This is a genomic window from Luteitalea sp., assembly GCF_044337415.1.
In the GTDB taxonomy this organism is placed as follows: Bacteria; Acidobacteriota; Vicinamibacteria; order Vicinamibacterales; family Vicinamibacteraceae; genus Luteitalea.
In genome coordinates, this window is the sequence record NZ_JBIINP010000017.1 from 25908 (window position 1) to 52482 (window position 26575).

General features: G+C 69.5%; 16 protein-coding genes. 7 read left to right on the plus strand and 9 right to left on the minus strand.

All coding sequences use genetic code 11. The features are described from left to right. Position 1 precedes the first annotated feature (1 nt). From ACIRDX_RS05120 to ACIRDX_RS05140, 5 genes are all read left to right on the plus strand, one after another. Positions 2–841: a polysaccharide deacetylase family protein gene (locus ACIRDX_RS05120; RefSeq protein WP_396624327.1), complete on the plus strand. Its 840-nt coding sequence runs from the start codon at positions 2–4 to the stop codon at positions 839–841. After that, on the plus strand, positions 826–3777 hold the full coding sequence (locus ACIRDX_RS05125) for a hypothetical protein (protein WP_396624328.1): 2952 nt from the start codon (positions 826–828) through the stop codon (positions 3775–3777). Before ACIRDX_RS05120 ends, ACIRDX_RS05125 begins: the two co-directional genes overlap by 16 nt. A 120-nt stretch (positions 3778–3897) precedes the next feature. Continuing rightward, complete coding sequence (locus ACIRDX_RS05130; RefSeq protein WP_396624329.1) at positions 3898–5118, plus strand: beta-ketoacyl-[acyl-carrier-protein] synthase family protein; 1221 nt, start codon at positions 3898–3900, stop codon at positions 5116–5118. A gap of 290 nt (positions 5119–5408) precedes the next feature. Beyond that, positions 5409–7637, plus strand: a complete 2229-nt coding sequence (locus tag ACIRDX_RS05135) for a PQQ-dependent sugar dehydrogenase (RefSeq protein WP_396624330.1) — start codon at positions 5409–5411, stop codon at positions 7635–7637. Between the two features lie 269 nt (positions 7638–7906). Beyond that, positions 7907–10582 carry an alpha/beta fold hydrolase gene (locus ACIRDX_RS05140; RefSeq protein ID WP_396624331.1) on the plus strand — a complete coding sequence of 892 codons (2676 nt, stop codon included), beginning with the start codon at positions 7907–7909 and terminating at the stop codon, positions 10580–10582. A gap of 58 nt (positions 10583–10640) precedes the next feature. Here the strand turns inward: ACIRDX_RS05140 and ACIRDX_RS05145 are convergent, their stop codons facing one another. The 7 genes from ACIRDX_RS05145 to ACIRDX_RS05175 form a co-directional block, all read right to left on the minus strand. After that, positions 10641–11711, minus strand: a complete 1071-nt coding sequence (locus ACIRDX_RS05145; protein WP_396624332.1) for a hypothetical protein — start codon at positions 11709–11711, stop codon at positions 10641–10643. A 74-nt stretch (positions 11712–11785) separates the two neighbouring features. Continuing rightward, positions 11786–12865: a zinc ribbon domain-containing protein gene (locus ACIRDX_RS05150; protein ID WP_396624333.1), complete on the minus strand. Its 1080-nt coding sequence runs from the start codon at positions 12863–12865 to the stop codon at positions 11786–11788. Positions 12866–12942: 77 nt separating this feature from the next. Continuing rightward, positions 12943–14025 (minus strand): SPFH domain-containing protein, encoded by a 1083-nt coding sequence (locus ACIRDX_RS05155; RefSeq protein ID WP_396624334.1) that lies wholly within the window; start codon positions 14023–14025, stop codon positions 12943–12945. A 103-nt stretch (positions 14026–14128) separates the two neighbouring features. Next, positions 14129–14704, minus strand: a complete 576-nt coding sequence (locus ACIRDX_RS05160; RefSeq protein ID WP_396624335.1) for a Uma2 family endonuclease — start codon at positions 14702–14704, stop codon at positions 14129–14131. Positions 14705–14943: 239 nt separating this feature from the next. Beyond that, positions 14944–16137 (minus strand): GDSL-type esterase/lipase family protein, encoded by a 1194-nt coding sequence (locus tag ACIRDX_RS05165; protein ID WP_396624336.1) that lies wholly within the window; start codon positions 16135–16137, stop codon positions 14944–14946. A gap of 111 nt (positions 16138–16248) precedes the next feature. After that, positions 16249–17835: an NAD(P)/FAD-dependent oxidoreductase gene (locus ACIRDX_RS05170; protein ID WP_396624337.1), complete on the minus strand. Its 1587-nt coding sequence runs from the start codon at positions 17833–17835 to the stop codon at positions 16249–16251. Between the two features lie 189 nt (positions 17836–18024). Beyond that, the gene (locus ACIRDX_RS05175) at positions 18025–18243 is read right to left on the minus strand and encodes a hypothetical protein (RefSeq protein WP_396624338.1); all 219 of its coding nucleotides are present in this window, start codon (positions 18241–18243) and stop codon (positions 18025–18027) included. A 293-nt stretch (positions 18244–18536) separates the two neighbouring features. Between ACIRDX_RS05175 and gltB the strand changes: the two genes are divergently transcribed. Together gltB and ACIRDX_RS05185 are read left to right on the plus strand one after the other, a co-directional pair. Beyond that, positions 18537–23162: a glutamate synthase large subunit gene (gene gltB / locus ACIRDX_RS05180; RefSeq protein ID WP_396624339.1), complete on the plus strand. Its 4626-nt coding sequence runs from the start codon at positions 18537–18539 to the stop codon at positions 23160–23162. Further along, entirely contained in the window at positions 23162–24586 is a 1425-nt protein-coding gene (locus ACIRDX_RS05185; RefSeq protein WP_396624340.1) for a glutamate synthase subunit beta, read from the plus strand. Before gltB ends, ACIRDX_RS05185 begins: the two co-directional genes overlap by 1 nt. Before the next feature lie 123 nt (positions 24587–24709). Here ACIRDX_RS05185 and ACIRDX_RS05190 read toward each other — a convergent pair whose 3' ends face one another. Together ACIRDX_RS05190 and ACIRDX_RS05195 are read right to left on the minus strand one after the other, a co-directional pair. Continuing rightward, positions 24710–25756: an HD domain-containing phosphohydrolase gene (locus ACIRDX_RS05190; protein ID WP_396624341.1), complete on the minus strand. Its 1047-nt coding sequence runs from the start codon at positions 25754–25756 to the stop codon at positions 24710–24712. An 80-nt stretch (positions 25757–25836) separates the two neighbouring features. Next, on the minus strand, positions 25837–26575 hold a 739-nt coding region (locus ACIRDX_RS05195), incomplete at its 5' end, for a DUF2339 domain-containing protein (RefSeq protein WP_396624342.1).

A 26575-nucleotide genomic window follows, 5' to 3' on the forward strand; every position in this document is an offset into this window, starting at 1 on the left:
CATGGCGTTGAACGCCTTCACCGTCGACGTCGAGGACTGGTTCCACATCTGCGGCGTCGACGACCGCCTGCCCGCGTCCGGTTGGACGCGCCTCGAGAGCCGCGTCGTCCCCACCACGCGGGCGCTGCTCGAGGACCTCGCGCACGCCGGGCATCGCGGCACCTTCCTCATGGTGGGCTGGGTGGCCGAGCACTTTCCGGGCCTGGTGCGGGAGATCCGGGATGCCGGGCACGAGATCGGCCTCCACGGTCACCGGCACCGGCGCGTCTTCGAGCTGACCCCCGACACATTCCGCCAGGACCTGCGCGACAACCTCGCTGCCCTGCGGGCGGCTGGCGCAGGCCCCGTGGTCTCTTTTCGCGCCCCCGAGTGGTCGCTGAACCAGCGGGCGCCGTGGGCGCCCGCGATCCTCGCGGAGGAAGGCCTCAGGATCGATGCGAGCCGGGCGCCCGTCGCGCGCGTCGGATCGCCGGGCTATCCACGCCGGCCGTATCCGCTCGCCACGACCGGCGGGCCGCTGCTCGAGATGCCGCCGCTCGTCGGACGCCTCGCGGGGCAGTCCGTGCCGCTCGGGTGGGGCTGGGGCCTGCGCAAGTCCGCACCGGGGGACGTGGTGGCTGCCATCGCCGCCAACAACCGGGACGGTGACCCGGCCGTCCTTACTGTGCATCCATGGGAGATCGATCCCGACCCCCCGCACGTCCGCCTGCCCCCGCCGCTCGCGTTTGCCCATTACTTCCGGCTGTCGGGGTTTCGCACGCGGCTGCGCGAGGTGCTGGCGGGAGCCGAGTTCGGGCCGCTGTGCGAACTGCCCGACGCGAGGGCATGGCTGGCCGAGTGATCGCGGCGGCCGCGGCGCTCGTCGCCTGCCTGATTGGCGCATCCGCCGGTGCGCAGTCGGACCCGCCGCAGCCGCCCCGCTTCTACTTCGAACTGCCCTCGTCTGACGAGGCGGCCTGGACGACCCAGCCCGCGCCGTCGGACGGCGTGCGCGCCGCGCGGCGTGTCGTCGTGCCTGCGATGGCGCCCGACGCGGTCGTGCGGCTTGGGCCGGCAGGGCCGTGGCCGCTGTGGTTGACCATCAGCGTGCCGCAGGCGGGCGCGATCGACGCAGCGGCGTGGCCAACATGGGTGCGTGACGTCCTCGCGGCCGCGCCCACCGTGTCGGCGGTCGAACTCCGGATCGGTGAACCCGGCGCCGGGCCGCTCTCCGACGCACGGCAGGGCGCGTACCTCGTGAAGCTGGCGGCTGCCGAGATCCGTGCGCGCGATGCGCGGATCCCCGTCGTCCTCTCCGGGGCGGTCATCGACGCTGCTGCCCGGGAGGCGCTGGTTACCCCTGACGTGGCGCCCGCCGTCGACGCCTACGTCATCGCCCCGGACGACGATGCCGCGGCTGCCGAGCGCTGGGTCGCGGACCACGACCCCGGTGCGAGCCTCGTGCGTGATGCCATCGCCCTGGTGGATGCGCCTCCACCGCATGTCCCGGGACCTGCGGCACGCTTCGCCGACGTCGAGGTGACCGGCGCGGGCAGTGCCATCGTCGCTCGCGGCTACAGGCTGTCGGCGGCGGCGTTGCGTGCGGTGCTGCCGGTCGCCGCGCGCCTGCGGGACCTTGCGCCTCGGGATGTCGCACCGGTCACGACCACGCCCGACACCGTGCGCATCAGGGCCAGGGGCGTCGACGTCACCGCCTCGCGCCGCTGGCGCGTCCTCTACAACCTCTCGACGCTCGGCACGTACCTGGTGATCGACGGCCTCGGGCCCGGCGAGGAGCGGCTCGACATCGCGCTGGTGCTGCCGTCGGCCGGCAGCGTCGTGGTGCGCGATCCCGTCAGTGGCCGGGATCGCCCCGCGCTGACGACCACGCGCGACGACGCGGCACAGCGCACGGACGCGACGGTGGTGCTGCCGGGGCCGGGGACGTGGCTGGTCGACTTCAACCGCGGTGCAGAGGCGGGGTTCATCCAGCAGGAGGACGTGACCGGCGCGCGCACGCTCTCGGTGGAGGAGGTGCTGGCGCGACACCAGGCGCGGCAGGCGGTGGAGCGCGACGCGTCGCCCCGCTACGTGATGGACGGCCGCATCCAGCAGTACTTCCGGCCGACGGTCACCGACCCGGGCTTCGACGTCATCACGGTGAACCGGTTCTTCGTCGATCGCGTCGATGGCACCGAGTGGGAGGAGCGCGAGTTCAGCGTCAACGGCGCGAAGTTCGGCGAGCCGCGCCCGCCGTTCCCGCTGCTGCAACCGGAGAAGGTGCTCACGCCACCCCTGCAGATCGAACTCGACGCGCGTTACCGCTACCGGCTGCAGGGATCGGCGCGCATCGGCGAGCACGACACCTGGGTCGTGGTGTTCGAGCCGCAGCGCAAGGACCAGTCGCTCTATCGCGGCACGGTGTGGATCGACAAGGCCTCGTACGCGCGCGTGCGGCAGCAGGCCACGCAGACGGCGCTCTCGGCGCCGGTGATCTCCAACGACGAGGTGCAGGACTTCACGCCTGTCCGCGCGTCCGACGGTCGTGAGGTGTGGCTGCCGTCGACGCTGTACAACCAGCAGCTGATCCTGATTGCGGGCCGCAACCTGCTCGTCGAGCGCCGCATCACCTTCACCGGCCACGCCATCGCGCCGGGCGACTTCGCCGCGCAGCGCCAGGAGGCGCGAGGCGGGGCGCGGACGATGTACCGCGACACGCCGGTGGGCGTGCGGTACTTCGTGAAGGACGGCGATCAGCGCGTCGTGTCCGACGTCGCGACGACACGCGCCAAGGCGCTCGCCCTCGGTGTCACCATCGACCCGGGGTTCGGCTTCCCGCTGCCGATCGGCGGCATCAACTACCTGAACTTCCGCTTCCGCGGGCGGGCAGACACGCAGGTCGCCGTGCTGTTTGCCGGCGTGCTGGCGGCGGGCAACATCCAGCGGCCGAAGGCGCTCTTCGGGACGGTCGACGCCTCGATCGATTTCTTCGCGATCGCCCCGCCATCGACCGATCGCCTGTTCGGCCCCGAGGGCGAGCGCGAGGACCAGAGCCTGCTCACGTGGCCGCTGTCGACGGGCCTGAATCTCGGCTGGCAGGCGACCACCTATCAGCGCGTGTCGGGACAGTACCTGTTCCGCTTCGACGGCTACGTGCGCAACACGACCACGGCGGAAGACTTCGTCACGCCCACCAGCACCGTCAGCAACGGCCTGGGCCTCCTGTACGAGTACCGCCGTGGCGGCTACTCGCTGACCGCCAACGGCACGTGGACGCGGCGGATGTCGTGGCGGCCCTGGGGCGACCCGACGGCGCTCACGGCGACGCCGGCGTCGTATGCGAAGTACCAGGCCGTGGCCACCAAGGTGTTCTACCTCGGCCCCTTCAGCAAGGTCATCGTCAACGGCGCGTACTTCGGCGGCGATTCGCTCGATCGCTTCAGCCAGTACCAGTTCGGCCTGTTCGACGACACGAGAATTCACGGCGTGCCGTCTGCCGGTGTGCGCTACGGCGAGTTGGCGATGGCGCGCGGGCAGTACTCGTTCAACATCCTCGACCAGTACCGGATGGACCTGTTCGTCGACCAGGCGTGGGGCCGCACGAGACCCGGCGGCGTTCCGGGCGTGAGCGCGATTCCGTGGGAGCCGCTGACCGGCGTCGGCGTTGCCTTCAACGTGCGCGTGCCCGGCAAGGTCGCCTTCATCCGCGGCGAGGTCGGCCACAGCTTCCTGCCCGATCGCTACCGCGGCCTCGGCTCGACGACGGTGCAGGTGATGCTGCTGAAGCCGCTGAACTAGGAAGGTCCGAACGAAGGGCTCCTCAGGCCGCCCGAGCGCAGCGAGGGCGTCCGCCGAAGCCGGAGGCGAAGGCGGACCGCTCCTCCTGCGTCCCGTCCTGTGCGATCCTGACCCCTGTCCATGTCCGACCAGAAGCGAATCGCCATCACCGGCATCGGCATGATCTGCGCCCTCGGGACGCAGCGTGAAGCGGTGTGGGAGCACATGCTGGCGGGCCACTGTGGCATCGGCCCGGTCACGCTGTTCGACACGGAGGGCTACCGGAGCCGCATCGCGGCCGAGGTGGACCTGTCCGAGGTGCAGGCGCGCTACACGCCCTACCAGCGCCGCCGCTGGTCCCGCAGCGACATGATGGGCGTTGTCGCAGCCGAGGAAGCTGTCGGCGATGCCGGCCTGCTCGACAGCGGCATCGACCGCGCGCGTGTGGGCGTACTGCTCGGCGCAGGCACTGGCGACCTCGTGCGCAACGAGTCGTACTACTTCACGATGCGGCGCGAGGGCATGGACCACGCCCGCCCCACGTGGATCCACAACCACTTCTCCAGCACACCCGTCGACATCGTCGCCAGTCACTTCGGCTTCGAGGGCGTCCGGTCGTGCCTGATGGCGGCGTGCTCGTCGAGCACGATCGCGATAGGACAGGCGGTCGATGCGATTCGTCGTGGCCGCATCGATGCGGCCCTGGCGGGTGGCACCGATGCGCTGTCGCGGCTCACGTTCGCCGGGTTCAACGCGCTGCGCCTGATGGATCCGCAGCCGTGCCGTCCCTTCGACGCCGGCCGCCAGGGCATGAACATCGGGGAAGGCGCTGCCATCCTGGTGCTCGAGGACTGGGACCGTGCCACGCGTCGTGGCGCGCGGATTTATGCGGAACTCGCCGGTTACAGCTTCACGTGCGAGGCGTACCACCCGACGGCGCCAGAGCCCGAGGGCCAGGCCATCGCCTCGACCGTGCGTGCGGCACTCGACGATGCGCGCGTGAATGCCGACGAGGTGACGCACGTCAACGCCCACGGCACCGCGACACCGCAGAACGACAAGGCCGAGGCGCGCGGCGTGCATGTGGTGTTCGGCGAACGCGCCTCGCGCATGCCCGTGACGTCTCTCAAGGCCATGTTCGGCCACTGCCTGGGCGCCGCCGGCGCCATGGAAGCCGCCACCCTGGCGCTCACCGTCGCGCGCGGCGTCATCCCGCCCACGGTCCATCTCGACACGGTCGATCCCGAGTGCGCCGTCGACGTCGTGGCCAATACGCCCCGCGAGGTGCCGGTCCCCTGCGGCGTGTCGACCTCGCTCGCGTTCGGCGGCAACGACTCGGCCCTGGTGATCCGGGCCGTCTAGCAGGGCCTGAAGACAACTCCGCCCTGTCGTGGGGAATTCAGGGTGTCGCTGCCCCTCAATTCTGAATTCTGAACTCTGCATTCGGTTGCTGGCTTCTTCGCAACCTGCCGGGGTACCCCCAATCCCCCGCCATCCGTCGTTCCACCCTGCCGACTGCCGCCGACTCCGGCTGTCGCCGACTGCCTTTCGATAGCGGGCCGGTGTCGTTGTACCCCGTACAGGCTGCCCCTGAACCGGTCCGTGTCGCGCGGGCCGTGCCGCGCGTCGCGTGGCGAAAGGACTTGATGGAGATGCTTCGTACTGGGTTTCGAGGGGGACTGGCGACCGCGCTGATCGCCGGTGCGTTGAGCGGGACGGCCGCCCCGGCCGAGGGCGCTCAACTGCTGCTCAACGGCGGCTTCGAAGGCGGCCTGTCGGGATGGACAGAGGGGGTGCTGATCGGAAGCGAAGGGGGCTTCCTTCCGCACGCGGGCACCGACAGCCCCGTCAATGGCCTTCCCATTCCGGACCCGCCCGCCGGCAGCTACGCCGCGGTCTCCGACGCGGCGGGTCCCGGAACACGGGTGCTCTATCAGGACTTCCTGGTCCCCACCAGTGCCCCCGCGCCCGTGCTGTCGTTCTCGCTGGCCTTGAACAACACGGCGCCCCAGTACTACGTGCCGACGCCGGCCTCGCTCGACTTCTCCGCCCAGCCGGCCAATCAGCAGTTCCGGGTCGACATCCTGAGCGCGACCTCCGATCCGTTCGCGCTTGGCGGCGACGTGCTTCTGGCGCTCTACCAGACCGCCACGGCCGACCCGCTTGTCTCGGGATACACCGACCTGTCGTACGACCTGTCGGCGCTCTTCGCCGCGCATGCCGGCGAGACGCTGCGCCTCCGCTTCTCGCACGTGGACAATGTGGCCCCCTTCGTCGTCGGCCTCGACGCTGTCAGCCTCACCACGACCCCGGTGCCGGAACCCACGGTGCTGTCCCTGATGGGGCTTGCGCTTGGCGGCCGCCTCTGGCGGGCGCGTCGTCGGATCGGCCGGGCCGGCCGCGCAGCGGTCGTCGCGGCGGCGGCCCTGGCGACCGCGACCGACGCGATGGCCGATACCACGCCGGTCACCCTGCTTGATCCGAACCTCCGCCTGACAACCGTGGTCAGCTCTGGCCTGACGCAGCCCATTGGCATCGTGTTCCTCGGCCAGGGTGACTTCCTCGTGCTCGAGAAGGCGTCGGGACAGATCAAGCGGGTCATCGGCGGCGTGATCCAGCCGACGCCGGTGCTCGACCTCGCGGTGAACTCGGCATCGGAGCGCGGCCTCCTCTCTGCGGTGCTTCATCCGAACTTCCCCACGACGCCGTGGGTGTACGTGCGGCACACCGAGAGCACGACGGGTGCGGATTCGACCGTGCTCAGCGAGGTGCCGCTGCTCGGCAATCGCGTCGATCGGTTCGTCTGGAATGGCAGCACGCTGCTGTTCGATACCGCCATTACTCGGTTCCGCGCCCGGCAGACCGACAACGTCCTGGTGTCGGGCCAGCCTGCTGGCTCGGTCAATCCCGCAGAGAACGGCAACCACAACGGCGGGGTCATGGCGTTCGGGCCCGACCGCAAGCTCTACGTGTTCATGGGGGATCAGGGGCGCCGAGGCTGGATGCAGAACCTCGTCAACGGGCCGTTCCTCCGCCAGCCGTTCGTCGACGACACGTTCGGCGGCCCCTCGCCGGACAACGCCCACCTCAGCGGCGTCGTCGTGCGCCTGAACGACGACGGCAGCGCGCCGGCCGACAACCCCTTCTTCGCGATAGGCGCCTCCCTCGGTGGCGAGGTCGGGGCCAACGTGCAGCGGGTGTTCTCGTACGGACACCGCAACGGCTTCGGCCTGGCGTTCGACCCGTACACGGGCAGTCCCTGGCTGTCGGAGAACGCCGACGACGCCTTCTCCGAGGTCAACCGCCTGGTGCCGGGTATGAACGGCGGCTGGATCCAGGTCCAGGGGCCGCTGGCGCGCTTCCCGCAGTTCAAGTCGATCGAAACGCTCCAGTTCTTCGGCCAGCTGCAGCAGCGTCGCTACCCGCCGACGCGCCTGGCCTACACCGCCGCGCTGGCGACGTCGCGCATGTTCATGCTGCCGGGGGCGGTGTACGTGGACCCGGTGTTGAGCTGGAAGTACGAGGTCGGGCCGTCCGGGATGACCTTCGTGCAGGGCGTCACCCTGGGGGCAGAGTACGACGGCACGATCTGGATGGGCAGCGCCCGTTCGTTCCAGCAGGTGGGCGGCACCGGCGGCAGCCTCTACCGCCTCAAGCTGACCCACATGCGCCTCGACCTCGACCTGTCGGCCGACGTGCGACTCGCCGACAAGGTCGCCGACAACCTGGCCAAGTTCGGGACTCACGAGAGCGAGACGCTGGTGATCGGGCGTGGTTTCGGGGTCGTGCCCGACATCCGTCAGGGGCCTGACGGCGACCTGTACGTGGTGTCCCTCAGCGACGGCATCATCTACAAGATCAGCCGGTCCGTGACGGTCTGAGCATGTCAACGGTGGCGGCGTGTCCCACGCCGCCCCAGCCACGGTGCGGTCGGTTGCCCTGAGCGAGATGGGGCGACCGGCCCCGTCGCCCTGTCACTCCGGGAACCCCGCCTTCCGTCCCGCCGTATCCGTCGTACGACCCTGCCGAGCGCGTCCCCACCCCAATCCGGGGCAATCGTGCGCTGCGGCAGCCTGTGGAATGTCGTGGCGTGCCCGCCGCTCCCGCGCAGCGGCGAAGGCGGGTAGCCTGTGGCCATGAGGTGTCTTCAATGGTGCGAGTGTTCTCGACGATGGTGTGGAGCGGCCTGGCGGTGGCGCTCGTGAGCGGCGCTGCGCTGGCGCAGTCGGCCGGACAACCGCCGATCATCGACCGTGCGTTGTTCTTCGGTGATCCCGAGGTCTCCGGGTCGCAGTTGTCCCCCGACGGGCAGTACCTGTCGTTCATCAAGCCGTTCAACGGCACGCGCAACATCTGGGTGAAGAAGGCGGATGCGCCGTTCGATACCGCGCGCCCGATCACCAACGACCAGAAGCGGCCCATCGGCGGCTACTTCTGGAGCCGCGACAGCAAGTACGTCCTCTACTCGCAGGATCAGGGCGGCGACGAGAACTTCAACGTCTACGCCGTCGATCCCGCGGCGGCCCCGGCGGCGGGGTCGCCCGTGCCTGCGGCCCGCAATCTCACCGACGCCAAGGGCGTCCGCGCGCTGATCTACTCGGTGCCCAAGTCCGAGCCCGACGCCATGTACGTCGGCATCAACGAGCGCGACAAGGCCTGGCACGATCTCTACAAGGTCACGATCTCGACCGGCCAGCGCACGCTGCTGCGCGAGAACCGCGACAAGGTCGCCGCGTGGGTCTTCGACGAGCAGGGCATGCTGCGCCTGGCGTCGCGCACCACCGACAGCGGCAGCACCGAGATCCTGCGCGTCGACAAGGACGCCCTCACCAAGGTGTACGACTGCAGCGTCTTCGAGACCTGCCAGCCCGTGCGGTTCCACAAGGACGGCGCGAAGGTCTACCTGATCACCAACAAGGGCGACGTCGACCTGATCGGCCTGGCGCTCCTCGATCCGGCCACCGGTGCGGTCACTCCGGTCGAGAGTGATCCCAAGAAGCGGGTCGACTTCGGCAACGCGCTGTTCTCCGATCGTACCGGCGAACTCGTCGCCACGCAGTACGAGGACGAGCGCGTCCGCTGGTACCCGAAGGACGCCACCTTCAAGGCCGACCTCGCGTTCCTCGAGAAGCGCTTCCCCGGCAAGGACGTCGCGTTCCAGTCGTCCACGGCCGACGAGCGCCGCTGGATCGTGGTGGCCGCGGGCGACACCGATCCCGGTGAAGTGTTCGTGTACGACCGCACGACGAAGGCGCTGACGCCGCAGTACAAGGTGCGCGAGACGCTGAAGCGCGATCAGCTTGCGCCGATGACGTCCATCAGCTATCCCTCGTCGGACGGCCTGGTCATCCCGGCCTACCTGACGCTGCCGAAGGGCGTGGCCGCCAAGGCCCTGCCGCTGGTCGTGTTCCCGCACGGCGGTCCGTGGGGGCGTGACGCCTGGGGCTACGACACCTACGCGCAGTTCCTCGCCAATCGCGGGTACGCCGTGCTCCAGCCGAACTTCCGCGCCTCGACCGGCTACGGCAAGAAGTTCCTGAACCTCGGCAACGGCACGTGGGGCGAGACGATGCAGGACGACATCACGTGGGGCGTCAAGCACCTCGTGGCCAAGGGCATCGTCGATCCCAAGCGCGTCGGCATCATGGGCGGCTCGTACGGCGGCTACGCCACGCTCGCGGGCCTCGCCTTCACCCCCGACGTGTACGCGGCCGGCGTCGCGATCGTCGCGCCGTCGAACCTGATCACGCTGCTCGACTCGATTCCGCCGTACTGGGAGTCGATCCGCACCGTGTTCAACGTGCGCATGGGCGACCCGTCGAAGCCCGCGGACAAGGCGCGGCTGATGAAGCAGTCGCCGCTCAACTCGGCCGACAAGATCCGCACGCCGCTGATGGTGGTGCAGGGCCAGAACGACCCGCGCGTCAAGCGCGCCGAGTCGGACCAGATCGTCATCGCGCTGCGCGATCGCGGCTTCCCCGTGGAGTACATCGTCGCGCCCGACGAGGGACACGGCTTTGCACGGCCGGTCAACAACATGGCGATGATCGCGAGCACCGAGCGCTTCCTCGCCAAGCACCTCGGCGGTCGCTTCCAGGAGGACGTGCCGGCCGACGTCGCCACGCGGCTGAAGGAGATCACCGTCGACCCGAAGACGGTCACGCTGGCCGCGCCCGTGACGGCCGCCAGCACGGCCCCGAAGCCGGTCGCCGACCTTGCCCCGATGACGGCCACGTATGCCGCGACGATCGCGCTGGGTGGGCAGAGCATCAACATGACCATCGCGCAGGAGGCTCGCGAGGAGAACGGCGCCTGGGTCTTCACTGAGAAGGCCGACACGCCGATGGGCGCCGCCACCGACACGGCGGTGATCGAGAAGGGCACCCTGCTGCTGCGCAAGCGCACCGTCAAGCAGGGGCCGGCCGACATCGCGCTCGACTTCTCGGGCACGGCGATCAGCGGCACGATGGCGATGGGCGGGCAGTCGCGTCCCGTCAACGTCGCGCTCGACGGCCCGGTGTTCGCCGACGGTGCCGGCTCGCACGCCGTGATCGCGCGCCTGCCGCTGGCCGAGGGCTACGCGACGTCGTTCCGCAACCTCGACGTGCGCTCGCAGAAGGTCGACGTCAAGCAGTTGAAGGTGGTGGGCCGTGAGTCGGTCACCGTGCCTGCCGGCACGTTCGACGCGTGGAAGGTCGAGGTGAAGGGCGGCGACGGCGGCGTGACGACGCTGTGGGTCGCCGCCGATTCACGCACGGTCGCGAAGATCGCGGCCACGCTGCCCGCGATGAACGGCGCGGTGATGACGGCCGAACTGCAGAAGTAGCCGGTGGGCAGGGACGCTCGTCCGGGGTGTCCCTGCCTTCACGACAGGAAGGCGTGAATCAGAAGAGCAGGTCGAACAGTTGTTGCACGAGCCACCACAGCGCGAGGGCTGCCAGTGCTGCCACGGCGATGAGCTTCACCAAGGCAAGCGCGGAGGCGAGGTAGGCCTTGGCCTTGTTCTGCGGGGTGAGCGGCGGGACGGCCACGACCTCGCCGTCGACGCCGTGCACGAGTGCGGGCCATGTCTCGCCGAGCGCCGTGCACGTGAGCACGTGCAGCGGTACGAGCACGAGGCGCCCCTTGTGCTGGCTCCACGTGGGCCACGTCTCCCCGGGCAGCGTCGCGCCGTCTCCCGCGGCCTTCAACTTGGCGTCGACTCTGGCGTCGATCTTCCCGCGCGCCATGTCCCAGGCACCCCACAGGCCTCGCGTGTCCTGCTGGACGATGGCACCGGCCAGGTACCGCGGGTCGTACGGCCTCGCGGCTTCGCAGGAGACCGGCTCCAGCTTGCGGAGGAGCGCCGTCGGCAGGTGCGAGAACCCGCGGCCAAACGCGACGAACGACTTGTCGATGGTGCCATCGTATGCCCGCCGCTGCACCTCGCCGTCGCGGTTCCTGTACTCGTATTCTCCGCGGTAGGGGCAGTGGACGTGAGCCGAGAATTCCCAGTAGGGCACGTACTCCCGGCGCACCTCCGAGACGTCGACCCTGTGGTTGCCCAGGCGGCCTCGCGACGCCGCCCATTGGCGCAGTAGTTCCTCGGCGTTGGCCTCGCCGACCGTGAAGGGAATCACTCCGCCCGGCGGCAGCGGTGCGTCGCCGGCGGTCGCCCCGCGGACCAGCGGCGTGCCGCAGCCATCGCACACCATCGTCACGGTGTTGACGGGGAACGTCGCCGGCCCGCCGCACGCGGGGCAGGGCGCCGTGACCTCGGTCGGTGTCCAGGTATCGCGATTGTCTGGCGAATCGCGGAGCCGTTCCACGAGCGGCAACCACGGCACTTGGCCCTGGGGCGACGGCGGCAGGTCCAGCGTCGCGCCGCACGCACCGCACACCATGCCCTGCCGCTCCGGGTGCCACGTCGCCTTGCTGCCGCACTGGCGGCAGGAGTACGCGTGAGTGGAGACCACGTTGGCTTGAACGCCGTCGGATGACGGGACGAACGCGGATCGGTACCCGGTACCCGGTACCCTGTACCCGGGCACTACCTGTTCGCGTATGCGAGCACGATCAGTACTGCCGCGATGATGAGCGCGATCTTCACCCAGCTGAGTGGGTAGGTGCCGCCCATGCGGCCGTTGGATCCGTTCACCACCACCTGGTACGACTGGCGGCGGTACACGTAGGTCATCACGTAGACGGGCACCAGCACGTGCTTGAACGTGCGGCCGCTCCACGTTGGCGACATCCGCAGGTTCTGGTAGGTGTCGCCCGGGATCTGCGCGATGCACATCTCCCGCAGCGCCGCCTCCATCTGCCGCCCGCCGAACTCCGCCGCGGTGGGCAGCGGCACCTGGTACTGCTCGACGACATGTCCGGACAGATAGGCGGTGTCGTACGGCACCAGCTCCTGCGTCGGGAACGGCTCGATCTGCGCGAGCAGGCCGCGATCGACCCCGGCGGTGCCCGGCACCAGCGTGTCGTCGAAGAAGTAATCGACCACGCCGGATGCGGCCTGCCAGCGCACGCGCCGCACCGTGTTGTTGCCCTGCTTGACGTAGTGGTAGTACCCCGCCTCGGCACGCCACGGGCAGTACGCCCGCGCGTCGAACGTCCAGTAGGGGATGTAGAGCCCGTGCAGCGTGTCGACGAGCGCCTTCCGCTTGAAGGCGTTCGGCGCGAGCCACTTGCTCGCGAACCAGTGGCGCACCGTCTCGCGCACCTGCGCCTCGGTGACACGGAACGGCAACAGGCTCGAGGGCGTGATCGGCGGCTTCACGTCGGCGTAGTCGACCAGCGCCGGCGATCCGCAGAACTCGCAGTTCTGGCCGACGCGCGACGGCTCGTAGACCATCACCGCCTTGCAACTGCGGCACTGCACGCTGCGCGTCTCGGCGCGCCAGCCGCGCTGGTCGTCGCCGGCCTCCGCGAGCGCGCGAGCGAGGTCGAGTTCCGCGATCGGCCCGGTGCCCTGCGGGGCGACATAGGCCGACTCGGTGCCGCAGAACGGGCACACGAGCTTCTGCCGCGACGCATTCCATTCCGCCTGCGCGCCGCACGAGACGCACAGGTGCTTCTGGAGGGCGGTGATGTCCTGTGGGGGCGGGAGAGGGGGCGTCGACACGGGCATCGGGGCCACAGGCGACAGGCCGCAGGCAACCCGCAGGTCGCCTGCAGCCCGTGGGCCGTGGCCTGGAACGATCAGTTCGCCAGGTACGAATCCAGCGCGGCGCGCGTGATGCGGTACGTGCTGCCGATCTTCTTGGCCTTGAGTTCCCCGGCCTCGATCACGGCGAGCACGTCCGCGTCGGACACGCCGAGCGCCTTGGCCACGTCAGGCACGCCGAGCAGGTCGATGGCTGGCGCCGCAGCCGCAGCCGGAGCGGCGGCCACCGGCCCGCCCTGGACCGGTGGCGTCGGGGGCGCGCCCCCCGCCATGCCCTGCTGCATCATCTGCTGCGCGATGCCGAAGCCGACGGCCAGCTCCGAGGCCATGCCGGCCGCGCCCGCGCCGCCGGGCGTCTCGAAGCCCTTCGCCATCTGGTACTTGACGAAGTCGTTGAGGTTGCCGATGGCGGCCATGCTCGAGCGCTTGTCGATGGCCTCCTCGACTTCCGGCGGCACCGAGACGTTCTCGACGATGAACGACGCGATCTCGATGCCGTACTTGGTCGAGGTCAGCGGGTTGATCAGCGGCAGCAGGGCCTCGCCGAGTTCGCTGTAGCGCGTGGCGATGTCGAGCACCGGCACGCCAGACGACGCGAGCGCATCGCTGAAGATGCTGACGATGCGAGAACGCATCGTCTCGGCGAACTCGTCGAGGCGGAAGTTGTGATCCGAACCCGCCACTTCCTTCAGGAACAGCTTCGGGTCGGTGACCTTGAAGTCGTAGGTGCCGAAGGCCCGCGCGCGGACGATCCCGAAGTCCTTGTCGCGGAGCATGATGGGGTTGCTGGTGCCCCACTTGTTGCCCGTGAACAAGCGCGTGGTGACGAAGTAGATGTCGACCTTGAAGGGCGACTCGAAGCCGTACTTCCACGACTTCAGCTTCGTGAGGACGGGGATGTTCTCGGTGACCAGCGAGTGCTTGCCGGGTCCGAAGGTGTCGCCGAACTCGCCCAGGTAGACGAACTGCGCCACCTGCGACTCGCGCACGATCAGCTGCGCGCCGTTCTTGATCGCCTTGTCGTCGTCCGGGAACCGGAACGAGATCGTGTCGCGCGAGTCGTCAGTCCACTCGATGACCTCGAGCAGCTGTCCCTTGATGAAGTCGAAAATCCCCATCGTTCAGTTGGCCTCCGTAGCGGCACCATTGTACTGCCGAGACTTGCCGGCCGCCGGGAATCCCGGAAACGGGCCTGACCACGCGGCCGCCGGCCGGAGATGTTCACGGCTCATCGTCGTCCCAGAGGAGCGCGAGGTGCACACCCAGCTGGTCGAACGGCTCGGCACAGGCGACGTCGTGGCCCACATGGGTCGCGACGACCGTCCACCCCGCACCGCTCCGGCGCAGCACCTCCATCGACTGCGCCAGCGGGTCGATCAGCCACACGTGTCCCACGCCCGCCGCGGCGTAGACGCCCAGCTTCTTGTCGCGATCGAGCCGCTCGGTGGACGGCGACAGGACCTCGCAGACCCAATCGGGCGGCGCCTCGAAGTACGCGGCGTCAGGCAGCCGGGGCAGATGCGCCCGCTTCCAGCCCGCGAGGTCCGGAACGACGACCTGGCGACCGAGGTGCAACTCGGGCTCCGGCAGGATCCGCCAGCCGTCGCGGCCGTCGTTTCCGTGGCCCCGGAGTCCGGTGCCCAGTTCCACCATCAACTGGCCCGCGGCCCAGGCATGCCGGGGCGCCGGTCGTGGGGCGGTCCAGAGGTCGTCGTCGACGATCTCGCCGACCAGGTGGTCGGGCAGGGCGAGGATGTCGGCGTAGGTGGCCGTGCGGCCGAGGGCGGTTCGTGGCATGTGACTCAGCATGCGCAGGCCTGGTGCAGGCGGCGTGCCCGACCCACTTTGCGCGAAATATCGAGCCTTTCATGACGATCGTCGCGTCGACCACTGCTGAAATGCGACAACGCTGGTTGACGCCGCGAAACGCGGGTTGCCTCCGAGCCGCTCGATTGGCGTCGGTGCCCCTGCCGTCCGACGACGATGCCATCGTCGGCGGGCGGTTTCAAGGTCATGCCGACCGGGACCGCCGTCTGTCAGTTCAACAGCAGCTGGAAGACCCGCAACGCCGTGCCGGTGGCTCGCGCATCGTGTCCCTCGGCGATGCGCACCGTCACTTCATGTCGCCCCGGCGCGAGGCCGTCGTCCAGGATCACCGCCCACGGCAGGTGCAGGCCGGGACTCCACTGCGTGAACGTGTCGACGACGCGGAAGGCGCTGCCGTCGATGCTGAACTCCACGCGGCCCGTGTCGGGGCCCGCGGTGATGAGCAGGCCGGCCGCCGTGCCCTCGCACGTGAACGTGAACGTCGCGCCGGGCTCGGTGCCGACGAGCGCGGGCACGTCGACGAAGCCTGCGCGCGTCCCCTTGCCATCTGATGGGTGCCACGACCGCACCTGCGTGAAGCCGCTCACGATCCGCACATCGTCGATGCTGCCGAAGCGTCCACGCGCGTAGCTGCGCGGGTCGAGCGGTGCGGGCATCGTGTGGGGAGCCGCCGCCGACGCCTGCGGCCTGGAGAATGCCGCATCGAGCATGCGCGCGATGCTGTGGGCGTACAGTTGGTGGCCGAACGGGGACGGATGCAGATCCTTGAAGTCGCCGGCCCACGTGAATTGCCCGGCAGCGATGCGATCGGTGACCTCACGCGCCAGGTTCAGCGACGGGTTCCCGTACGCCGCAGCCACGGCCTCGTGCTGCGCAATCGAGGCGGGCACGCGCCCGGCCTCGTAGTCGGCCATGTGCTCCGGCATCACGAAGTGCAGGTGGACGATGTCGGTGAGGGGATTGGCGGCGCGCGCATGCCGCACCACGCCTTCCATGCCACGCCGCATGTGCGCCGGATCGGCAGTGTTGGTCGAGTCGTTCACCGCTGCCTCGACGAAGAGCAGGTCCACCGGCCCGTTCGCGAGCACGTCGCGCTCGAGGCGGAACGCATGCGGCACCGAGCCCATCGACGGGATACCCGCACTGATGAACTCGAATGCCGTGTCGGGGAACTTCTGCTGGAAGTAGCGGATGGTGTGCTCGCGCCACCCGCCGCCGGCCGTGATCGAGCCGCCGAGGAACGCGACGCGTCCCGTCTTCTCGCGCGTGAACTTCAGGTGGGCGTTGGCGAGCCCGTCACGCAGCGCGAAGTAGTCGCGCCCCTTCGGCAGCACGCCGGGGTCGTACCGGCCCTGGGCCAGCAGCGCGACCGAGCAGAGGAGGCAGGCGAGAAGTCGTGTCAAAGGAGGGAGAGCGTCGACCTGAAGGTCGACGCCCACGAACAATCCGGTGTTGCCGGCATTCGGCATCGCGGAATCGCGGCATTGTCAGGGAGCCGCGCAGCGGCGACGCCGTCAAGCGGCGACGTGCGCTTTCGGCAGCTGGAACACCGCGGCGTTCTCGAAGCCGCCGTGGTCGCGGGCGATCGTCTTGCCCGCGGCCATCTGCAGGATCACGTCCGCGTAGCGCTCGAGCTCCGCGAAGTTCTCAGTGAGCCGCATTGTCAGCGTCGCGTCGTCGATGTCATCCCAGAGCTGGCCCTGGATGCGGTGCAGGTACGGCATGTCGAGCAGCGACATCTGCTGGTAGCCGTAGCTCACCTGGTCGCTGTCGCTCCAGGCCTTCAGCCTGGCCTGCATGCGTGCGTGCAGGAAGAAGAACCGCGTGAGCAGGCCTTCGAGCTGCTGCATGTAGGCCATGTCGCGGTACTTGCGGCGGAAGTAGAGCAGCGCCGAGATCGCCCAGTAGCAGGCGTTGTCCCAGGCCACCTTCACCGTCATCACCTGGGCGTTGCCCATGATCGGGTACTGGCCGTCGTACAGCTTGAGGAACGCCTGGAACAGCAGCAGGTACATGCGGCTGAAGAAGGCCGCGTGCTGCGTGATGTCCTCGCCTCGGCGGTCACGCCCGATGAGCTCGGCGGTGATGTCGTTGCCGATCGAGATGAAGTCCGAGCCCGGTGAGTAGAACGGGTCGGTGAACACGCCGGCCTCGCCGATGAGCGCCCAGCGATCAGCCGAGTACATCTGCGTGCAGTTGTGCGAGAAGTGCTGCAGGCCCAGGAAGTCGTCGAGCTCGTTGCGATGATCCTCGAGGAACTCGGCGCACTGCGGCTCGAACTTGTGCAGCCACGACATCGCCCGGTCGAAGCGGTTCAGCGTCTGGTACGGATGAATCGCATCGTCGGCCACGATGCCGATGCTGTGGCTGTTGGAGGCGAGCGGGATCAGCCACGTCCAGTAGCCCTTGCCCATCAGGTGGACGGTGCTCATCCACCGTTCCTCGGAGGGCATCCAGTCCTTCCACGAGGCCTTGGGCGACCACTCGTCGATCTTGATGCGGCTGCCCATCCGGAACCACACCGCGTTGGCGTTGTGCGAGGCCGGCCGCGTGAGTCCCAGCTTGCGACGGATCATCCCGGTGCGGCCCGTGCCGTCGACCACCCAGCGGCCCTTGAAGCTGTGCACCTGCCCCGCGATGTCGATGTCGACGCGGTGATGCGGGTCGCCGAACTCGATGGCGGTCACCTTCACGCCGTCGAGCACCTCGATACCGCACTTGCGGTCCTCCTCGAGCAGGAAGTTCTCGAGGCGCCCGCGGTCGAGCTGGAACGATGGCACCTTCGGGAACGTCTTCGGCCCGAGCTCGATCCGCTGCGTCACGTCGCGGTTGTCGCCCTCGGTGAAGAAGTAGCGCAGCCCGAGCTTGTAGAGCTGCTTCTCGACGAGGTGCTCCTCGAGGCCGAGGATCTTGGAGAAGTAGTGCGCCCCGATCTCGACGCTCGATTCGCCGACCTTGTGGGCGGCCTCGGGCACCGGGTGCTTCTTCTTCTCGGCCACCAGGATGGTGAGGTCCGGGTGTTCCTGGCGGAGCTGGCGGGCGAGGCAGAGGCCTGCAAGGCCGCCGCCGGCGATGATCACGTCGTAGGTCGTCAGGGACATGCGGTCAGTCGGGTAGCGGGTAGCGGGTAACGGGGAGCGGACATTGCCGCCCTCCGGAATCACGAAACCTTATCTTGCACCACAGTTGACGTCGCGCAAGCCTCGCGCGGTTCAGGGGCCGGGGGGCGCCCAACCGTCACGGCCGGAAGGCCCCGGGGCCGGCGCGGCCGGCCAGGCCCTTCGCGGAGGCTACTTGCCCTCGCGGCGGCCCTGGGGCCGCTGGGTCCGGGCGGCGGGATGAGCCTGGGCGCGGGCCACGTGCGCCGGCTTCTGCGTCGCATCGGCGTCCGTCCCCGCGTGCGCGTCGGGCGCCGCGGTGCCGTCCTGCTTGGCGATCCGCTGCTTCAGCAGGGCCACTTTCTCCTGCGCGCGCTTCTTCGCGTCGCTCATCGATGTCGACTTTGTCATCCGTCATCGTACCGCGGTCTCCGGCGGCTGGTCCGAAGGCGTTCGACGCCCGAGACCGGACCGTTCCTCGCCGGCCGGTCCCGTCGACGCCGACCCACGACGCCGTCCGTCAGCATCAGTGCTGCTAATCGCAACTTCACGGCAGCTAATCACGCGGGCGTTACAGGGCCGCGGGTGGCGCATTTCGTCCATGAGCCAAACGCATGCTCATGGGGCCTGACATACACTCCTCGCACGCTTTACCAACCGGCGGGACGTGTCCCCGCTGGTCTCCCGGTGAGCGCGGTGCCCCAATGGACAACACGCAGTTGCCCCAGCGGCCGCAAAACGGCCTGTACGATCCGTCTTTCGAACACGATGCCTGCGGCGTCGGGTTCCTCGCGCACCTCAAGGCGCAGGCCTCGCACGACCTCGTGGATCGCGCCCTGAAGGCGCTCGAGCGGATGGAGCACCGCGGCGCCACCGGCGCCGAGCCCAACACCGGCGATGGCGCCGGCATCCTGATCCAGATCCCGCACAAGCTCTTCGAGCGGGAGTGCGCCCTCGGCCGCATCACCGGCGCCGACGACGGCAAGGCGCTGGCGGTGCTGCCGGCCCCGGGCAAGTACGCCGTGGGGCTGGTGTTCTCGTCGCCCGACCCGCAGGCTGCCGCGCTCGCCAAGCTGATCTTCGCGATGGTGGTCCGCCAGGAGGGGCAGGTGCTCCTCGGGTGGCGTCGCGTGCCCACCGACAACCGCACGCTCGGCCAGACGGCACGGTCGGTCGAGCCGGTCATGGATCACGTGTTCCTCGCGCCCGGTCCCGACGTCGCCGACCAGGCCGCGTTCGAGCGCAAGCTCTACGTGATCCGCAAGCGGTACCAGACGACCATCCGCACGAGCGGCATCGACGACACGAAGTACTTCCATGTGCCGTCGCTGTCCTCGCGCACGCTCACCTACAAGGGCATGCTCACGCCGCCCCAGGTGCGCGACTACTTCTCCGACCTCGACGACCCCCGCACCGAGAGCGCGCTGGCGCTGTTCCACTCGCGCTTCAGCACCAACACGTTCCCCAGCTGGGAGCTCGCGCACCCGTACCACCTGATCGCCCACAACGGCGAGATCAACACGCTGCGCGGCAACATCAACTGGATGCGCGCCCGCGAGGCGATGCTCGCCTCGACCCTCTTCGGCGACGACCTGAAGAAGGTGTTGCCGATCGTCCGCGAGGGCCTGAGCGACACGGCCTGCCTCGACAGCGTCCTCGAACTGCTCGTGCAGGGCGGCCGCTCGCTGCCGCACGCCGTGATGATGCTGGTGCCCGAGGCGTGGGAGCACCACGACACGATGAGCGAGGAGAAGAAGGCGTTCTATGCCTATCACTCCTGCCTGGTGGAGCCGTGGGACGGCCCGGCGTGCGTCACCTTCACCGATGGCACCCAGATCGGCGCCGTGCTCGACCGCAACGGCCTCCGCCCCGCGCGCTACTGGGTGACCGACGACGACTTCGTCATCCTCGCGTCGGAGGTCGGCGTGCTCGACGTCGAGCCCTCGCGCGTCGTCGAGAAGGGGCGCCTGCAGCCGGGCAAGATGTTCCTGGTCGACCTCGCCGAGCAGCGCATCATCGCCGACGAGGAGATCAAGCACCGCATCGCCGCCGAGAAGCCGTACCAGGAGTGGGTCAGCCAGCACCTGATCCCGCTCGAGGCGCTGCAGCAGGCCGAGACGCCGGCCCCGGTGGAGGGCGATGCGCTGCGCATCATGCAGCAGGCCTTCGGCTACACGCAGGAAGACCTCAAGGTGCTGATGGCGCCGATGGCGCTCAAGGGCGAGGAGCCGATCGGCTCGATGGGCAACGATGCCGCCCTCGCCGTGCTGAGCCGCAAGTCGCGGCCGCTGCCCGACTACTTCCAGCAGCTGTTCGCGCAGGTCACCAACCCGCCGCTCGACGCCATCCGCGAGAAGCTGGTCACGTCGGTCGGCACCGCCATCGGCCCCGAGCGTAACCTGCTCGATCCGCAGCCCGAGAGCTGCCGGATGGTGCTCTGCGAGAGCCCGTTCCTCGACAACGCGCAGATGGCCCGCTTCAAGGCCCTGCAGCGCTACGACCGCGCCGGCAAGCTGCTGGCGGCCGCGCGCGACGACCAGCCGTTCTACGTGACCGTGCTCGACATGGTCTTCCCGGTGGCCGACGGCCCCGACGGCCTCGAGCCGGCCCTGCGCGCGATGTTTGCCAAGGCCGACACGGCGATCGCCAACGGCGCGAAGGTGCTCGTGCTGTCGGACCGCGCCGTCACCGCGAAGAAGTGCCCGATCCCGGCGCTGCTGGCCGTCGCGGGCCTGCAGAACCACCTGGTGCGCGCCAGCACCCGCACCCGCGTCACGCTCATCGTCGAGACGGGCGAGGCGCGCGAGGTGCACCACTTCGCAACGCTGATCGGCTACGGCGCAAGCGCCGTGAACCCGTGGCTGGCTCTCGACTCGCTCGCGGAGCTCCGGGCGCTCGGCCTGGCCGACGCCGGCACTCCCGACGCCTACCTGCGCGAGAAGTACCTGAAGGCCGTGGAGAAGGGCGTGGTCAAGGTGATGTCCAAGATGGGCATCAGCACCGTGGCCAGCTATCGTGGCGCGCAGATCTTCGAGGCCATCGGCCTCGCGAAGGAACTCGTCGACCGGTACTTCACCAACACGCCCTCGCGGATCGGTGGCGCGGGGATGCGCGAGATCGCGCAGGAAGCTCTCCTCAGCCATGAGCGGGCCTACCGGCCGCAGGTGGCGGTGGAGCGCGAGCTGGTGTCGGGCGGCCAGTACCAGTGGCGGCGCGACGGCGAGCTGCACCTCTTCAACCCGGACACGATCTTCAAGCTGCAGCACGCCACGCGCTCGAAGCGGTACGACATCTTCAAGCAGTACACGGTGGCCGTGGACGATCAGAGCCGCGACCAGGCAACGCTCCGTGGCCTGTTCAGGCTGCGCACGGGCGTGCGCCCGCCGGTGTCGCTCGACGAGGTCGAGCCAGTCGAGTCGATCGTCAGGCGCTTTGCCAGCGGCGCGATGAGCTTCGGCTCGATCAGCGCCGAGGCGCACGAGACGCTGGCCATCGCCATGAACCGCCTCGGTGGCCGCAGCAACAGCGGCGAGGGCGGCGAGGACCCGCACCGCTTCACGCCAGACGCCAACGGCGACAGCCGCCGCAGCGCCATCAAGCAGGTGGCCTCGGGCCGGTTCGGCGTCACCAGCCACTACCTGGTCAACGCCGACGAGCTGCAGATCAAGATGGCGCAGGGCGCCAAGCCTGGTGAGGGCGGCCAGTTGCCCGGCAACAAGGTCTACCCGTGGATCGCCAAGGTGCGGCACTCGACGCCCGGCGTCGGCCTCATCAGCCCGCCGCCGCACCACGACATCTACTCGATCGAGGATCTCGCGCAGCTGATCTTCGACCTGCGCAACTCCAACCCCCGCGCGCGCATCAGCGTGAAGCTCGTGTCGGAGGTCGGCGTCGGCACCGTGGCGGCCGGCGTCGCCAAGGCCAAGAGCGACCTCGTGCTGATCAGCGGCCACGACGGCGGCACCGGCGCCAGCCCGCTGACGTCGCTCAAGCACGCGGGCGTGCCGTGGGAGCTCGGCCTGGCCGAGACGCAGCAGACGCTCGTCGCCAACCGCCTCCGTGACCGGGTCACCGTGCAGGTGGACGGCCAGATGAAGACCGGCCGCGACGTCGTCATCGGCGCGCTGCTCGGCGCCGAGGAGTTCGGCTTCGCCACCGCGCCGCTCGTGGTGATGGGCTGCGTGATGATGCGCGTGTGCCACCTCGACACGTGCCCGGTCGGCATCGCGACGCAGAACCCGACGCTGCGCGCCAAGTTCACGGGGCAGGCCGAGCATGTCGTCAACTTCTTCCACTTCATCGCCGAGGAAGTGCGCGAGCTGATGGCGCAGCTCGGGTTCCGCACCATCGAGGAGATGGTCGGCCGCGCCGACATGCTCGACATCACGCCGGCCGTCGACCACTGGAAGGCCAAGGGCCTCGACCTGGCCCGTATCCTCGACACGACGCACGTGTTCGGGGCCGAGGGCGCAACGCCCCCGGTGCTGCATCGCACCGTGAAGCAGCAGGTGGACCTGTCGTCGGTGCTCGACGCCGAGCTGATCCGGCTCGCGGCGCCGGCGCTCGAGCGGCGCGAGAAGGTGACGCTCGACCTGCCCATCTCCAACGTCAACCGATCGGTCGGCACGATGCTCGGGAGCGAGGTGAGTCGACGGTACGGTGCGCAGGGCCTCGCGCACGACACGATCGATCTCTCCTTCCACGGCTCGGCGGGCCAGAGCTTCGGCGCCTTCCTGCCGGCCGGCATCACGCTGCGGCTCGAGGGCGACGCCAACGACGGCGTCGGCAAGGGCCTGTCCGGCGGCCGGGTGATCGTGCGCCCGGCGCACGACGCACCCTTCGCGGCCGAGCAGAACGTCATCGCCGGCAACGTGGTGCTCTACGGCGCCACGAGCGGCGAGGCTTTCCTGCGCGGCGTGGTCGGCGAGCGCTTCGCGGTGCGCAACAGCGGCGCGACGGCGGTGGTCGAGGGCGTGGGCGACCACGGCTGCGAGTACATGACCGGCGGCCGCGTCCTGGTGCTCGGCCGCACGGGCCGCAACTTCGCGGCCGGGATGAGCGGCGGCGTCGCGTACGTGCTCGACGAGGACGGCGACTTCGCGCAGCGCTGCAACCGCGAGATGGTGCTGCTCGAGGGCATCGACGACGAGGACGAGCACTTCCTCCGTGAACTGCTCGAGCGCCACATGGCGACCACCGGGTCCGCGGTGGCCGCGCGGCTGCTCGCGCACTGGTCCGACACGGTGGCGCGCCTGGTGCGCGTCATGCCGACCGAGTACAAGAAGGCACTCGAGGCGCAGCGCGCCGAGTTGCAAGGGGTGGCGGTGTAATGGGCAAGCCGACGGGGTTCCTCGAACTCACGCGCGAGACGCCGACGCGGCGTCCCGTGGATCAGCGCATCACCGACTGGGAGGAGGTCTACGAGCCGTTCCCGGTCGAGTCCCTGCGCGCCCAGGCGAGCCGCTGCATGGACTGCGGCATCCCGTTCTGTCACCAGGGCTGCCCGTTGGGCAACCTGATTCCCGACTGGAACGACCTGATCTACCGCGACCGCTGGAAGGAAGCGACCGCGCGCCTGCACGCCACCAACAACTTCCCCGAGTTCACCGGGCGGCTGTGCCCGGCCCCGTGCGAGGCCGCCTGCGTGCTCGGCATCAACGATCTGCCCGTCACGATCAAGCAGGTCGAGGTGTCGATCATCGATCACGCCTTCGAGCAGGGCTGGGTCGTGCCGGAGCCGGCGGCCGTGAAGACGGGCAAGAAGGTCGCCGTCGTCGGGTCGGGCCCTGCCGGCCTGGCTGCCGCGCAACAGCTCGCACGACAGGGCCACGCCGTGGTGTTGTTCGAGCGCACCGATCGGATCGGCGGCCTGCTGCGCTACGGCATCCCGGACTTCAAGATGCACCGCCGGCTGCTGGACCGTCGCCTCGAGCAGATGGCGGCTGAAGGCGTCGAGTTCCGCACGAGCGTCGACGTGGGCGGCGCGCTGTCCGGTGAGCAGCTCCGCAAGGACTTCGACGCCGTGTGCCTGGCCGTCGGCGCGACGCAGCCCCGCGCCCTCACCGTGCCCGGCGCGGACCTGCGCGGCGTGGCGCTCGCCATGACCTATCTCGAGCGCCAGAACCGGATCATCGCCGGCGACGATGTGGCGGCCGACCCGTTCCTGGATGCGAAGGGCAAGCGGGTCATCATCCTCGGCGGCGGCGACACCGGCGCCGACTGCCTCGGCACGGCCCACCGCCAGGGCGCGGCGAGCGTGAAGCAGTTCGAGATCGCGCCACGGCCGCCCGACAGCCGGGCGGCCTCGGACCCGTGGCCGCTGTGGCCGAACGTGTACCGCGTGTCTGCCGCGCACGAAGAGGGCGGGGAGCGCGACTACGCCATCATGACCACGAAGCTCGAGGGCGAGGATGGCGTGCTGAAGCGCCTGCACGCCGTGCGCGTGGAGATGGTGAAGAAGGACAACGGCCAGATCGCGTTCGAGCCCGTCCCCGGCACCGAGTTCACCGAGGACGTCGACCTGATCTTCCTCGCGATGGGCTTCACCGGCCCGGAGCCGCTGCCGCTCTTCCAGCAGCTCGGCGTCGAGTGCGATGCCGCCGGCCGTGTGAAGGCCGATTCGGTCACGCGACAGACGAGCACGCCCGGCGTGTTCGTGGCCGGCGACGCCAGGCGTGGCGCCTCGCTCATCGTGTGGGCGATTGCCGAGGGCCGGCAGGCGGCAGAGCAGGTCGGCAAGTACCTGGCAATTTGAAATTGGACATTTGAAATTCGGGGGGGGGCGCGGCTGCGCCGCCGCCCCTCGAGATCGTTCGAGCGGCAAGGCCGGCAGGCCGGCCGCCGGGCAATTTCGAATGTCAAATTTCGAATTGCCACCTCACTCGACTGTGACCTCGCCACACGCCATGATTCGCATGAGGGCGTCCACCACGGCGGGGTCGAACTGCCGGCCCTTCTGGCGGTTCAGTTCGTCGAGCACTTCCGACAGCGGCCACGACTTCTTGTAGGTGCGCCGGTGGGTGAGCGCGTCGAAGACGTCGGCCACGGCCACGATCCGGCTGACCAGCGGGATGGCATCACCCTGCAGCCCCTGCAGGTAGCCCGACCCGTCCCACTGCTCGTGGTGCGTGCGGGCGATCTCCTCGGCCATCTGCAGCAGAGGGTGCGTGCTGCCCGACAGCAGGCGCGCGCCGATCGTCGTGTGCGTCTTCACCACGCCGAACTCGTCGTCGTTCAGCCCGCCGCCCTTCAGCAGGATGCTGTCGGGCACCGCGATCTTGCCGAGGTCGTGCAGCGGCGCCGCCAGCCGCAGCAGCGCGACGTCCTCGTCGTGCATCCCGAGCTCGCGTGCCAGCGCGGCCGACAGCCGCCCGACCCGCTCGGTGTGCTGCATCGTGTCGTCGTCGCGGAAGTCGGCGGCGCGTGACAGGCGGTTCAGGATCTCGAGCTGCGCCTGCTCGAGTTCCCCGGTGCGCTCCTGCACGCGTGCCTCGAGCACGTCGTTCTGCGCCTGCAGCGCCAGGTAGAGGTACCGGGCCTCGAGCAGGTTGCGGATGCGCAGCACGATCTCGGTGGCGTCGAACGGCTTGTTGACGAAGTCCTTGGCGCCCATCGAGAGCGCGCGCTTCTTCAGGTGCGTGTCGGCGTCGGCCGTGATGAAGACGATGGGGAGGTAGCCGTCGGGAGGGAGCAGCGGCGAGAGTTCGTCGAGCACCCCGAACCCATCGAGCCCGGGCATGTGCAGGTCGAGCAGCACGAGGTCGGGCTTGTGCTCCTCGAAGAGCGGGCGCGCGTTGTGAGGCTGGGTCGTCGTCACGACCCGATCGAACCCGGCGCGGCGGAGCAGCCGGTCGATGATGTTGACGTTCTGGACCTGATCGTCGACCGCGAGGATGCAGGCCTCCGGCCACGAGAACTCTGCCATGCGCGCCTCCGATCCTGACCGCTCGTGGCTGCAGTGTCAAAGGACCGCACGAAGGGACGGCCGGCGCCCCTGCACGGGCCTCAGCCTCCGTGACCCTCCCGACGTGCCGCCGCCACGCGCTGGTACAGGTAGGAGGCCGCCACCAGGAGTGCACCCACCGCGAGCACGCTGAGCATCTGGTAGACACGATCGAGCTCGGCGATGTCCTTGGTCATGACCTTGACCAGCGTGAGCCCGAACAGCGCGATGGCCAGGTAGCGCGCCGGCGCATAGGCGCGCCGGAACCCCGCGGCCACGAGGCCCACCGCGTACAGCGCCCAGGTCACCGAGAGCGCGACCTGCTGCGCCAGCTCCGCGCTGGCCACGCCGGCAGGGACATCGTTGGCGCTGGCCGCCAGCGCCCGCTGGCCGAAGAACAGCACGATCTCGGCCGAGATCCAGCCGAGCGCCAGCACATTGGCGCCGAGGATCAGGGCGTCGCGTGCCGGCGGCCCGCCGACCGTGCCGTCCTCCGCCTCGCGCACGCGCGCGGCAAGCCACGCCATCGCCCCGACGACGATGACTGCCGCGAGTGCGCGGGTGTTGACGATGGGCCAGGTCCCGACGGGCATCGGCCTCACCAGCGTGTCCACCAGGCGCATGGCGGCCAGCGCGAAGAGCGAGAGGCTCCCGCGCTCGAGCCACCGGTTGCCCGACCGGAGGGCGGCCACGCCCACGACGGCCCCCTCGATGGCCCAGCCGATGGCCTCCACCGGTCCCTCGAACCACTCGGCGATGGCCACCGCGGCCAGGGTGCCTGCCAGGGCGAGGAACTGCCAG